The 12,230-nt window shown below is 66.6% G+C and carries 15 protein-coding genes; 11 read left to right on the top strand and 4 right to left on the bottom strand.

All coding sequences use genetic code 11. The annotated features are described in order from the left end of the window. Positions 1-48: 48 nt before the first annotated feature. The 3 genes from ACTIEW_RS14930 to ACTIEW_RS14920 are packed head-to-tail and all read right to left on the bottom strand — an operon-like array spanning position 49 to position 1,568. A complete protein-coding gene (locus tag ACTIEW_RS14930; RefSeq protein WP_439478690.1) occupies positions 49-585 on the bottom strand; it encodes a TadE/TadG family type IV pilus assembly protein in 537 nt (178 codons plus the stop codon). After that, positions 582-1,136 carry a TadE/TadG family type IV pilus assembly protein gene (locus ACTIEW_RS14925; RefSeq protein WP_439478689.1) on the bottom strand — a complete coding sequence of 185 codons (555 nt, stop codon included), beginning with the start codon at positions 1,134-1,136 and terminating at the stop codon, positions 582-584. The genes ACTIEW_RS14930 and ACTIEW_RS14925 overlap by 4 nt, the downstream gene beginning before the upstream one ends. Positions 1,137-1,148: 12 nt before the next feature. Continuing rightward, on the bottom strand, positions 1,149-1,568 hold the full coding sequence (locus ACTIEW_RS14920) for a pilus assembly protein N-terminal domain-containing protein (protein WP_439478688.1): 420 nt from the start codon (positions 1,566-1,568) through the stop codon (positions 1,149-1,151). A gap of 266 nt (positions 1,569-1,834) precedes the next feature. Between ACTIEW_RS14920 and ACTIEW_RS14915 the strand changes: the two genes are divergently transcribed. From ACTIEW_RS14915 to ACTIEW_RS14865, 11 genes are all read left to right on the top strand, one after another. After that, positions 1,835-2,014 carry a Flp family type IVb pilin gene (locus ACTIEW_RS14915; RefSeq protein WP_300468295.1) on the top strand — a complete coding sequence of 60 codons (180 nt, stop codon included), beginning with the start codon at positions 1,835-1,837 and terminating at the stop codon, positions 2,012-2,014. 271 nt (positions 2,015-2,285) lie between these two features. Then, positions 2,286-2,465, top strand: a complete 180-nt coding sequence (locus ACTIEW_RS14910) for a Flp family type IVb pilin (protein WP_332639404.1) — start codon at positions 2,286-2,288, stop codon at positions 2,463-2,465. Between the two features lie 114 nt (positions 2,466-2,579). Then, entirely contained in the window at positions 2,580-2,732 is a 153-nt protein-coding gene (locus ACTIEW_RS14905) for a hypothetical protein (protein ID WP_439478687.1), read from the top strand. A gap of 117 nt (positions 2,733-2,849) precedes the next feature. Further along, positions 2,850-3,362, top strand: coding sequence for an A24 family peptidase (locus ACTIEW_RS14900; RefSeq protein ID WP_439478686.1), 513 nt, complete (start codon positions 2,850-2,852; stop codon positions 3,360-3,362). Between the two features lie 111 nt (positions 3,363-3,473). After that, positions 3,474-4,391, top strand: a complete 918-nt coding sequence (cpaB, locus tag ACTIEW_RS14895) for a Flp pilus assembly protein CpaB (RefSeq protein WP_439478685.1) — start codon at positions 3,474-3,476, stop codon at positions 4,389-4,391. After that, positions 4,388-5,812 (top strand): type II and III secretion system protein family protein, encoded by a 1,425-nt coding sequence (locus ACTIEW_RS14890; protein ID WP_439478684.1) that lies wholly within the window; start codon positions 4,388-4,390, stop codon positions 5,810-5,812. The genes cpaB and ACTIEW_RS14890 overlap by 4 nt, the downstream gene beginning before the upstream one ends. A gap of 8 nt (positions 5,813-5,820) precedes the next feature. Then, a complete protein-coding gene (locus ACTIEW_RS14885; protein ID WP_439478683.1) occupies positions 5,821-6,498 on the top strand; it encodes a CpaD family pilus assembly protein in 678 nt (225 codons plus the stop codon). 6 nt (positions 6,499-6,504) lie between these two features. Then, complete coding sequence (locus ACTIEW_RS14880; RefSeq protein WP_439478682.1) at positions 6,505-8,052, top strand: AAA family ATPase; 1,548 nt, start codon at positions 6,505-6,507, stop codon at positions 8,050-8,052. Between the two features lie 3 nt (positions 8,053-8,055). Beyond that, positions 8,056-9,669 (top strand): ATPase, T2SS/T4P/T4SS family, encoded by a 1,614-nt coding sequence (locus ACTIEW_RS14875; protein WP_439478681.1) that lies wholly within the window; start codon positions 8,056-8,058, stop codon positions 9,667-9,669. A gap of 5 nt (positions 9,670-9,674) precedes the next feature. Next, positions 9,675-10,652, top strand: a complete 978-nt coding sequence (locus ACTIEW_RS14870) for a type II secretion system F family protein (protein ID WP_439478680.1) — start codon at positions 9,675-9,677, stop codon at positions 10,650-10,652. A gap of 16 nt (positions 10,653-10,668) precedes the next feature. After that, positions 10,669-11,658, top strand: a complete 990-nt coding sequence (locus tag ACTIEW_RS14865; RefSeq protein WP_439478679.1) for a type II secretion system F family protein — start codon at positions 10,669-10,671, stop codon at positions 11,656-11,658. Positions 11,659-11,741: 83 nt separating this feature from the next. Here the strand turns inward: ACTIEW_RS14865 and ACTIEW_RS14860 are convergent, their stop codons facing one another. Next, complete coding sequence (locus tag ACTIEW_RS14860; protein ID WP_439478678.1) at positions 11,742-12,176, bottom strand: SRPBCC domain-containing protein; 435 nt, start codon at positions 12,174-12,176, stop codon at positions 11,742-11,744. Between the last annotated feature and the right edge of the window lie 54 nt (positions 12,177-12,230).

Genomic DNA, 12,230 nt, shown 5'->3' with positions numbered 1-12,230 from the left:
GATCACCACCGATTTGGGAATCCCGATTCCAACAAAACGGGCCACGCTCTAGCAGTTGGAACAGCGGATTTTGTCGACGGTCCGCGGCCGCAGATAGTAGATGTGCGAGAACCGGGTGATGCCGGGCATGAAATAGTCGACGGGAGAATCGTAGTCATAGGTCGCTTCCGACACGATGACGCTCTCGCCGTCGGAAATCAGATCGGTCGGCAAGGTGATGGTGGAGTTGACCGCCCGGGCGGCCATGCCGTCGCCCCGGCTCCAGTCGATCCTGGCGACGCCGGCCGTGCGGGTCACGCTGCTGACCCGCTGTTCCAACGCGGCGGTCGAGAACGGTTTCATGATCAGGCCGCCGATTTCGAAGATGTCGTCCAGATTCGCCGTCGCGACCGACTCCTCCTGCGCCACCAGATCAGCGACCATGGCCGAGACATGGCCCATCCGCTTCTGGGCCATGAAGCCCTGGCAGAACTCGGCCATGCCGAAATAGAAGGCGATCAGCACGGGTGCGAGCATGGCGAACTCGATGGCCGAGACGCCCCGCTCGTCGCGACCGAGCCGTGAGAATACGCCCTGCCGCATCATGCCGGTTCATTCCGGAAGGCGGTGGTCGCCGTCAGCATGGCGGCGCCGTCGTTCATCCGCGACAGGCCCTGGGCCAGGAAGGTCGTCAGCAGCGGCTGCCGGTACCAGACCCGCACCAGGATCAGGTCGCCCGGAAGGCCATTGCTGTAGGTCAGGACGCCATCGTCGAACGTACCGCCGGCCATGGGATCGGGCGGGGTGGTGGCGAACTGCGGTATCACCCGCACATCGACGGTGGCGCGGCTGTCGCAGTCGCCGGCGAAGATGCTCATCCGGCCGCACAGCGACGTCTTGAACGTGGCCGCCGTCATGGACTGGGCGCTGGCCCGGCCAGTGCGGACCAGCCGTCCGGTTTCGATGGTGGCGTTCTCCAGAACGGAATCGGTCACGAAGACGATGCCGAGCTCTAGGATGGCGAACATCATGATGAGGAAGGGCAGGGCGACCATGCCGAACTCCACCGCGGCCGAGCCGTCGGTCGAGCGGATCAGGCCGCGGGCGAAGTTCGCGCGACCCTGCCTTCGTGGATGATGAACAGAGCGAGGAGACACCGGCCCAATTCCTCAGGGCGTCGGCGCGGCGCCGTTGGTCCCGCGCAGGGATGGCGAGCACGACGAGGCGCAGGCCATCTCGGTGGCCTGGCCGCCGCGCCAGACCCGGACTCGGCCTGAACCGGCGCCGTCGGTGACGACAATCTGGCTCTGGAACACCGTGCGACCGATCGTATCGACCGCCACGATCTCGGTGACCCCATTGCCCTTGCCGGTGATGTAGAGCGTGTTGGCGTCCACCACCGTCACGTCGGCGATGGCGGGATTGCCGACGATGACCGAACCAGCTGGTCCACGCAGCTGGACCCGCTGGGTCTGATCGATCTCGACATTCATGCTGCCCGACTGGGCCGTCCCGATGGCCGGCGCGAAAAGGACGGCGGCAGAGACCAGGACGGCGGCGAGGCGGGCGGGGGAGACGGATCGGGTCATGGCGTCGACTTCCAGTGAACGGGGCGCGCGCGTGAGCGTCTCCGGACACTGCCCCGCAAACCTCAAGAAAGTCTGAAATCAGGCAATTGCGGCTGAAATTATAGTAAACGCGACGTCAATAAAGAAATCGCGCTAATGTATCGTTGTTTTACTCGCCCTTAATCCGCGGGGTGCAGGATGACCGTGCAAAAGGGGGTCAAGCGGGCAAAAGCCGATGACCCTGTTGGTGTCAACGATCGCTCGCTAAACACAGAAGGATTTCAGTCATGACCAAGTTCGTTTCCAAGTTCATGTCCGACGAGTCGGGCGCCACGGCCATCGAGTACGGTCTGATCGCCGCGCTCATCGCCGTCGTTATCATCTCGGCTGTGACGGCCCTGGGTGCGACCATCAAGACCAAGTTCAACGCCGTCGTCACCGGCATGGGCGGCACCGCCGGCACCTGATCGCCGACGACAGTCCTGAAACCGGCGAGGGGCCGGAGCGGAAACGTTCCGGCCCCTTTCCTTTGGCCGGCGCCGCTGCTCCGCCCCGGATTCCTTGGACAACTGCCCGTCCCCAACATGAAAACTTTTTAGAGTAAATGTCGAAGTAACCACACCCAACCACGCGACTTTAACCGTTATCGGCGAAAACAATCCTGCATTTGGGGGTCAAGCGGGCTACCGGCTCCCCCCGTTTCAATAGCTCGCTTCACTCCTTCCAAAGGGAAATCCAATGACCAAGTTCGTTTCGAAATTCATGTCCGACGAGTCGGGCGCCACCGCCATCGAGTACGGCCTGATCGCCGCGCTCATCGCCGTCGTCATCATCTCGGCCGTGACGGCCCTGGGCTCGACCATCAAGACCAAGTTCAACGCTGTCGTCACCGGCATGGGCGGCACCGCCGGCACCTGATCGCCGACGACAATCCTGAAACCGGTGAGGGGCCGGGGCGGAAACGCTCCGGCCCTTCTGCTTTTCCACGGGTCCGGATCCCTTTTATGGTCAAGCTTGGGGCAAGCAGTTTTTGTGCGCCGGGACTCAGCCCATGCGGCGCAGGTTGCGGATGCTCAGGGGGGCAGCTGGGCGACCGGCTACTCGGCCGTGACGGCCCTTGGCTCGACCATCAAGACCAAGTTCAATGATGTCGTGACCGGCATGGGCGGCGCCGCCGGCGTCTGATCGACGTCGAAAACCCTGAGACCGACGGGAGGCCGGAGCGGAAACACTCCGGCCTCTTTCACTTGCGGAGCCCCGGATGGCAACCGGGTTTTAACCGTCGGCGGGCGACAAGGGGGGATGGACACCGTTACCCTGATCCTTCTTGGCGTCATGCCGGCGCTCGCCATCGTCGCGGGCCTGAAGGACCTGACGTCGATGAAGATCCCGAACTGGATCTCCGGACTTCTGGTCCTCGCCTTCTTCCCCGCCGCCCTGGCCGTCGGTCTCGACCCCGTGACGGTGGCCGTCAACATCGGTGTCGCGGCCCTCGCGCTGGTGATCGGAGCCGGCATGTTCGCCCTGCGCTGGATCGGCGGCGGCGACGCCAAGCTGATGGCCGCGACCTGCCTGTGGCTGGGGGCGACCGGCTCGGGCATGTTCCTGCTGTGGACGGGCGTGATGGGCGGGCTGTTCTGCCTGGCGCTGCTGTTCGCGCGCTTTCATTCACGCCCCTACCTGCTGGGCGCGCCCGGATGGGTGGTGCAGCTGATGGAGCCTCGCGGCGACATCCCCTATGGCGTGGCCATCGCCGCCGGCGCGCTTATGGCCTATCCGGCCTCGCCGCTGCTCGCCGCATTCATCGCAGGATAGCAGGGTTCGTCCGACACTTAGGCCGTCGTTAACCCGCGCCCGGCATGGTCGTTAACGGTAGGGGCCCGAAGGACTGATTCAGAGTCCGGTCCAGCCTGCCGGAGACCGTCGATGAAGCCCGCCCGTATCATCGTGATCTGCGTCGCCGCCGTGGCCGCCATTGGCCTGGCCCTGATCGTGCGCGCCATGGGATCACCCTCGAATACGCCGACTGCCGTCGCCACCGCCGCCGTCGTTCCGACGCGGCCGATGGCCAAGGTGCTGGTCGCGGCCAAGGACCTGCAGCCCGGACAGCGGCTGACTGAGTCCGATCTGGCCTGGAAGGACTGGCCTGTCGACGAGGTCAATCCGGCCTTCATCACCGATGGCACGACGCCCCTGCCCTCGGGCGATGCGGCCGGAGGCGCGGCCCCCGCCGCACGCCCCGAAGGCGCCGTGGCCTCGGTCACCCGGGCCGCCGCCAATCTGGCCAGCGGCGGAGCCAAGGCCGACTATGTCGGCTCGGTGGTTCGCGAACCCATACTCGCCGGCGAACCGATCGTCGGCCGCAAGATCGTCCGCGCCGGGGACAGCGGCTATATGGCTGCCTATCTGGAGCCGGGTATGCGAGCCATGGCCATCCGGGTCACGGTCGAGACCGCCGCCGGCGGCTTCATCCTGCCCGGCGACCGGGTCGATGTCCTGCTGACCCGCGAAACCAATCTGAGCAATGTCGGCGCCGAGGAAGGCGACCGGTCCAAATTCGCCTCATCGACCGTGATGCAGAACATCAAGGTTCTGGCCATCGACCAGTCGACCCGGGCCGGTGACGATGAACAGGCCGTGGTCGGCGCCACCGCCACCCTCGAGGTCGGCCCCCGCGACGCCGAGGCCCTGGCCCTGGCCAAGTCCGAGGGCGAACTGAGCCTGGTGCTGCGCTCCTACGCCGACACCGGCGGCCCATCCGGGCGGGTCGCGCCGGTCGCCCGCCAATCCTCCGCTGTCCGAATCTATCGCGGCGGTGCGCCCGAAGTGGTGGTGGTCCAATGAAACATCTGATCGCGATCGCCCTCGTCGGTCTGACAGTCGCCGCTGTCGCGCCCGCCGGATCGACCGAGGCCCAGGCTCAGTCCCGCGCCGCAGTCCCGATGGGCGCCGGCGCCCAGCTGATCAATCTGCCGCGCGGCTCGTCGATGGCTATCGACCTGCCGTCTGACGCCCGCGACGTCATCGTGCCGAACCCAATGGTGGCCGAGGCCATGCTGCACTCGCCGCGCCGCATCACCATCATCGGCCTCCAGCCCGGTGAGACTGACGCCGTGGTTCTGGATACGGCCGGCCGCACCATTCTGTCGCTGCGCGTGCGCGTCGACGCCGGGGTATCCGCGCTACAGGACACCCTGAGCCGGGTCATGCCGGGCTCGCAGGTCCGCGCCGAGGCCGTCAACGACAGCATCATCCTGACCGGACCGGTCAGCAGCCCCGGCGAGGCCGATCGCGCGGCCCAGGTCGCCCGGGCTTTCGTTTCGGCCCCCGAACGGGTCATCAATATGATGACCATCGCCGGCTCCGATCAGGTCATGGTCAAGGCCCGCGTCATCGAGGTCCAGCGGACGGCGATCAAGCAGCTGGGCCTGGACGTCGACGCAGTGCTCAACAATGTCGGCGACGGCCTGAGCTTCGCCCAGGGCGCCACCTTCGGCGTATCCGGCAGCCAGCTGGGCGGCGGCATCCTCAACTTTCTGGACCAGAGCGGCGACGGCAATCAGCTGGACACCAGCATTCGCGCCTTCGAACGCGCCGGACTGGTTCGCATCCTGGCCGAACCGAACCTGACCTCGGTCAATGGCGAGAACGCCGAGTTCCTCGCCGGCGGCGAATTCCCGGTTCCGATCGGACGCAGCGTCGACGCCAGCACCGGTCAGGTCACCATCGGCATCGAGTTCAAGCCGTTCGGCGTGCGGCTGGCCTTCCGACCGATCGTGCTGTCGGAAGGGCGCATCTCTCTGCAGCTGTCGACCGAGGTCTCTGAACTGACCACTGCCGGAGCGTTCACCCTCGGCGGCACCGGCGACGACGCCCTCGTCATCCCCGCCCTGAACGTGCGGCGCGCCTCTTCCACCGTCGAACTGCCGTCCGGCGGGTCGATGATGATCGCCGGCCTCCTGCGCGAGGACACCCGCCAGAACATCGACCAGCTGCCGGGCATCGGCAGTCTGCCGGTCCTGGGCGCTCTGTTCCGCTCGCGCGACTATCTGTCCGGCGAGACCGAACTGGTCATCATCATCGAGGCCTACATCGTCTCGCCGACCTCGCCCGGTCGGATGCAGACGCCGGCTGACGGTCTGATCATCGCCAGCGACGCCCAGACGCTGCTGTTTGGTCAGCTGAACCAGCAGTACCGCCGGCCCGGCGATCCGGCCGCCGCCGACAGCGGCTGGAGCGGCCCTGTGGGCTATGTCATCGAATGAGGATCCCCGTGAAACGCGCCCTCGCATCCGCCGTCTTCGTCCTCGCCGCGGGGCTTGCCGTCTCCGGCTGCGCCTCGATGTCCGCCGGCGCCGGCGCCGACGCTCCGATGACGCCGCTGTCGCGCTATTCCCTGCAGGTCGAGCCGGGTTTGGACCGCATCGCCCTGGCCGTCCACGATCAGGGCCTGTCCTCGAACCAGCACGCTGCCTTGCGCGGTCTGGCGGCGCGTTACGGCGCGTCGGGCTCCGGTCACGTCCGTATCGAATCGCCGGCGGGCGACGATCCGGTCGCGGTCCAGCAGGCCTATGCCATCCGTACTTTCCTGCAGGCCGCCGGCGTCCCGGAAGACCGCATCCAGATGGCCGCCTATGCCGCGCCCGATCCACGGGCGCCGGTGCTGGCCGGATTCGAGACCATCCGGGCCTCCATCCCTGACTGCGCCGCCGAGGCCCGCAACATGGGGGCCCGGCTTTCGAACCAGAGCTCGGGCGGCTTCGGTTGCGCTATCACCGCCAATATGGCGGCCCAGATCGCCGATCCCCGCGACATTCTCGGCGCCCGGCCGATGACGCCGGCCGACTCCGGCCGCGCGGCTGTGGTCTTCGACAACTATCGCAGGGGTCAGGTCAGTTCGACGCCGCAGGATCCCCTGGTGAACGGCCGCATCTCTGGGGCTGTGGAATAGTGTGACATGAGCAACGCCTTTGCACCCCGGCCGTTTGATGAGTTCGATGACGAATTCGATCTCGACGCGGGCTATTCCGCGCCCGGCGCCGCAATGCCGGGGCAGGCCCCCGCCGATTCCGAGACTTTCGAGGAGGTTATCGGAGATCAACGGCAGGCGTTGCAGTTCACCGCACCGACCGCTCCGGTGCCGTCTGTCCAGCCTGTGCTTGAACACCTGTCTGACGATGCGTCCATGCAGGTCGCCGGGTTCAACCCCGTCGGCGACCTGGTCGCCGGCGCCGCGGCGGCCTTCTCGCCCATCAGCGTGAGCGGCGGCCACACCGCTGAGGTGTCGGTTCCGCGCATCGCCATCCATGTCTTCGCCGAGCGTCAGGACACCCTGGCCGCCGCCGAGCGCGCCGGCCAGGATCGCCGGCTGTCGCGGGCGACGACCCAGATCCGCATCGGCGGCGTCGCCGCGGCGGTCGAGGCCTATCGGCATGAGCCGACCCCGCCGCTGATCGTGGTCGAATGCATGAAAGACCCGCAGACGCTGCTGTGGGAAGTCGATCAACTGGCCGAAGTCTGCGACGCCGGCACCAAGGTGGTCGTCGTCGGCGCCACCAACGATATCCTGCTGTTCCGTGAGCTGATGCGGCGGGGGGTCAGTGAATATCTGGTCGCGCCGCTGCAGCCGTTGCAGCTGATCTCGGCCATCGGCGGACTGTTCGCTGATCCGGCCCAGCCCTTCGTCGGCCGGTCGATCGCCTTCGTCGGCGCGCGCGGCGGCACCGGCTCCAGCTCGGTCGCGCACAACACCGCCTATGCGATGTCCGAGCGGATCGGCGCCAACACTGTCATCGTCGACTATGACCTGCCGTTCGGCACCGCCGGTCTGGACTTCAATCAGGATCCGCTGAGCGGCGTCGCCGACGCGCTCAGTCAGCCGGACCGACTCGACCCGGTGCTGCTGGACCGGATGATGGTTCGCTGCACCGACAAGCTCAGTCTGTTCGCCGCGCCGGCGACCTTGGATGTCGACTGGGATATCTCCCCGGAAGCGTTCGAGGAGGTGACGACCCAGATCCGCTCGACCGCGCCCTTCGTGGTGCTGGACCTGCCGCACCTGTGGTCCGGCTGGATGCGCCGCACCCTGATCGCCGCCGACGAGGTGGTGATCGTGGCGACGCCCGACCTGGCCAGCCTGCGCAACGCCAAGAACATGATCGATCTGATCCGTCAGGGCCGGCCTAATGACGCGCCGCCGCGGCTGGTGCTCAATCAGGTCGGCGTCCCCGGGCGTCCGGAGATTCCGGCCAAGGATTTCGGCGCGGCCCTGGGGGTTCACCCCAGCCTGATCATCCCGTTCGACCCCAAGACCTTCGGCGCCGCCGCCAACAACGGCCAGATGATCCTCGACGCCGGCGGCAAGTCCAAGTCGGCCGAGGCCTTCCAGACCCTGGCCCAGATCGTCTCGCGTCGCGAACTGCCCCTGATCGCCGGGCCGAAGGGCAAGGCCGGAAAGGCCGAAGGCAAGTCCATGTTCTCCGGCCTGTTCAAGAAGAAGTCCTGACGCGTGTTCGGCAAGCGCACAGGTCAGCCCGGCCACGTCGCCGCCGCCCTGCGGCCCGCGCCTGAAGCCGCGTCGGTCGCGCAGCCGTCGCCCGGTATTCAGGTTGAAGCCTTCGCCCTCGGTGGCGAGCCGGACGCCGACAAGGTGCATGCAGCCGCGCGCAAGGCGGAATCCTACGCCGCCAAGCCCCGCTCTCCGGCAGCCGATCGCCTGGATGCACTGGCGGCGCGACCCCGGCCGGACGCCGAGCCCGCGCGCGACAGGAACGCGCCCGGCCCCAAGGCCACGCCCGGCTTCGAACAGCTGAAGAAGGCCCAGGCCGTCGCCGAGATCGTCCGCGAGCAGTCGGACTATTATCACGCCACCAAGACGACGATCTTCAACGCCCTGATGAACACTATCGACCTAGCCCAGCTGGCCCAGCTCGATACCAAGGCGGCGTCCGAGGAAATCCGCGACATCGTCGCCGAACTGGTGGCGATCAAGAACGTCTCCATGTCGGTGGCCGAGCAGGAGCACCTGGTCCAGGACATCGTCAATGACGTCCTCGGCTATGGCCCGCTGGAGCCGCTGCTGGCGCGCGACGACATCGCCGACATCATGGTCAACGGCGCGGGCCGGGTGTTCATCGAGGTGGGCGGCAAGGTCCAGCTGACCAATGTCCGCTTCCGCGACAACAACCAGCTGATGAACATCTGCCAGCGGATCGTGTCGCAGGTCGGCCGCCGCGTGGACGAGAGCAGCCCGATCTGCGACGCCCGCCTGCCGGACGGCAGCCGCGTCAACGTCATCGCCCCGCCACTGGCCATCGACGGGCCGACCCTGACGATCCGGAAGTTCAAGAAAGACAAGCTGACTATGAAGAATCTGGTGGAGTATTCCTCCATCAGTCCCGAGGGCGCGCGCGTGCTCGGCGTCATCGGCGCCTCGCGCTGCAATCTGGTCATCTCGGGCGGCACCGGCTCTGGCAAGACGACCCTGCTCAACACCCTGACCGCCTTCATCGATCCGACCGAGCGCGTCATCACCTGCGAGGACGCGGCCGAGCTTCAGCTGCAACAGCCGCACGTGGTGCGTCTGGAAACCCGCCCGCCGAACCTCGAGGGCCAGGGCACGATCACCATGCGCGATCTGGTCAAGAACTGCCTGCGTATGCGTCCCGAGCGGATCATCGTCGGCGAGGTCCGCGGACCCGAGGCCTTCGACCTGCTGCAGGCCATGAACACCGGCCACGACGGCTCCATGGGCACGCTGCACGCCAACAGCCCGCGCGAGGCCATCAGCCGGATGGAGTCGATGATCACCATGGGCGGCTACGGCCTGCCCTCGAAGACCATCCGCGAAATGATCGTCGGTTCTGTCGATGTCATCATCCAGGCCGCCCGTCTGCGGGACGGTTCGCGCCGCATTACCCACATCACCGAAGTGGTGGGGCTGGAGGGCGACGTCATCGTCACCCAGGACCTGTTCGTCTACGAGATCACCGGCGAGGACGAGAACGGCAAGATCATCGGCCGTCACCGTTCGACCGGCATCGCCCGTCCCCGCTTCTGGGACCGCGCCCGCTACTACGGGCTGGAGCGCGAGCTGGCCGAAGCCCTCGACGCGGCGGAGTAGGGCGGATGCTTCCGATCCTCGCGGCGGTTCTGGCCTTCATCACCATCGGCGGACTGGGTTGGGCCTTCGTCGGCGGCGGCGACTCCAGCGAGGCCGCGGTCAAGCGGGCCCAGACCTTCGGCGGCCCCAAGCAGAACAACGCCGCGGCGAGGAAGGCGGCGCAGGCCAATACTCCCGAGGCGCGCCGCAAACAGATCATGCAGCAGCTGCAGGAGTCCGAGCGGGCGGAGCGCAAGGCGCGGATCAGTCTCGCCGCCAAGCTGAAGCAGGCCGGCCTGGCCACCAAGGTCTCGACCTTCTGGATCATCAGCGGCGTGCTGGGCGTCATTGCCTTCCTGCTTCCGCTGCTGTTCGGGCTGAACATCCTGATTTGCCTCGGCGCTGGCGTCGTCTTCGGTCTCGGCCTTCCGCGCTGGGTCGTCGGCTTCCTCGGCAAGGGGCGGCGGAAGAAGTTCTCGGGCTATTTCGCCGACGCCGTCGACGTCATCGTGCGCGGCATCAAGTCCGGCCTGCCGGTGCATGACTGTTTCAAGATCATCGCCCGCGAGAGCCCGGCGCCGCTGGGACCGGAGTTCCAGAAGCTGGTCGAGGGCCTTGGCGTGGGCCTGACGCTCGCCCAGGCGCTGGACAAGATGTACGAGCGGATGCCGACGCCGGAGCTGAAATTCTTCTCCATCGTCATCGCCATCCAGCAGAAGACCGGCGGCAATCTGGCCGAGGCGCTGAACAACCTTTCGGTCGTGCTGCGCGCCCGCAAGATGATGGGCGAGAAGATCAAGGCCCTGTCGTCCGAGGCCACGGCCTCCGCCGGCATCATCGGCTCGCTGCCGCCCGCTGTGATGATTCTCGTCAGCATCACTACGCCTGCCTACATGGCCCGGCTTTTCACCGACCCGCGGGGCCAGTTCATGCTGCTGATCGCCGTGGGCATGATGGCTTTCGGCGTGTTCGTGATGAAGAAAATGATCGCGTTCAAGTTCTAGGGACCCGCTGACTCCGATGATCGAGTTCTTCACCAACGTCCAGAACCTGCTGAGCCTCGGTGTGGGCGTGCTGGTGTTCGCCACCCTGGTGACGTTGGCGAGCTCGTTCAGCGGCGGGGCCAAGCTGGAAGGCCGGCTGAAGGCCGTGGCGGTGCGGCGCGAGGAGCTGAAGCGGCGCTCGCGTCAGGCCATCGCCGCGCAGAACAGCGGCCCCCAGCACCTCCGGCACTCTGACGAAGGCTTCAAGAAGCGCGTCGTCGAACGCCTGAACCTGACCAAGCTGCTGGAGGACCCCAAGGTCGCGGACAAGATGGCCCAGGCCGGCTATCGCGGGCCCAAGCCGCTGACGACCTTCTATTTCTTCCGCTTCTCCATGCCGTTCGTCTTCCTCGCGATCATCGCGTTTTACCTGTTCATCTTCAATGATTTCGGTCTGCCGGTGATGACCCGTGTCACGGCCTGCATGTTTGCGGCGGTAATCGGCTTTTATGCGCCGAATATCTACCTCTCGAACCGTATCTCGAAGCGCCGTACGTCAATCATGCAGGCCTTCCCCGATGCGCTCGACCTGCTGCTGATCTGCGTCGAGGCGGGCATGTCGATCGAGGCGGCGATCCAGAAGGTCAGCCAGGAAATCGGCGGCTCGTCCATCGACCTGGCCGAGGAGCTGACGCTGTTGTCGGCCGAACTCAGCTATCTGCCCGACCGCCGCATGGCCTATGAGGGGCTGGCCAAACGGACCAACCATCCGGGCGTGAAGTCCGTCGCCACAGCCATGACCCAGGCCGAGACCTATGGGACGCCGCTGGGCACCGCCCTGCGCACCATGGCCAAGGAAAACCGCGAGATGCGGCTGTCGGCGGCCGAGAAGAAGGCTGCCGCCCTGCCGGCCAAACTGACCGTGCCGATGATCCTGTTCTTCCTGCCCGTGCTGTTCATCGTCATCCTGACCCCGGCCATCATCAGCATCCAGGACACGATGGCCGCCGGCGCCGCGGGCGGCTGAGGCGCCTCTTTTGCGCGGGTGACGATGGAAATCGGACGGGTTCCGGGCATTTCGATCGTGACGCTGACCGGACCCCGAACCGATCAGGCCTCGGCCGCGGCCTTCCAAGCCTCGGCGACGGCGTCGACCGCGTGCCGCAGGTGGGGGCGGTTCCTGTCGAAGAACATCTCGCCGCGCAGGCCCGAGAAGATGAAACCGTTGGCGATGATGCAGCTGTTCGGCTCGTCCAGAGGCTGGATCTCGAAATAGCGCATCGAGCGGAACCACAGGCCGCGGTTCTCGGCCCAGACCAGCTGCGAATACGGCTGCCAGTCGCCGACGCGGCTCGCGGCCCGGCGCTCGGGCAGGCCCTCGATCGTTTCGGTCAGGGCTATTCCGGCGCCGAAGGCGATCGTCCCCTCAAGTCCGGTCTCGACCGGATTCCAGCGGTCCCAGCCGGGCAGGTCCGCGATCAGGTCCCAGATTTGCTCAGGGGCGGCGCGCACGCCGATGCGGCGCTCGATACGGGCGATGTCCATGGCCCCGATCTGCCACGGCTTTGGGACCGGGAAAAGGCCCCGAGACGATCCATG

Origin of the sequence: Brevundimonas sp. (assembly GCF_051860745.1) — a bacterium.
Taxonomy (GTDB): Bacteria; Pseudomonadota; Alphaproteobacteria; order Caulobacterales; family Caulobacteraceae; genus Brevundimonas.
This window is presented reverse-complemented; position numbering and strand designations above follow the sequence as displayed.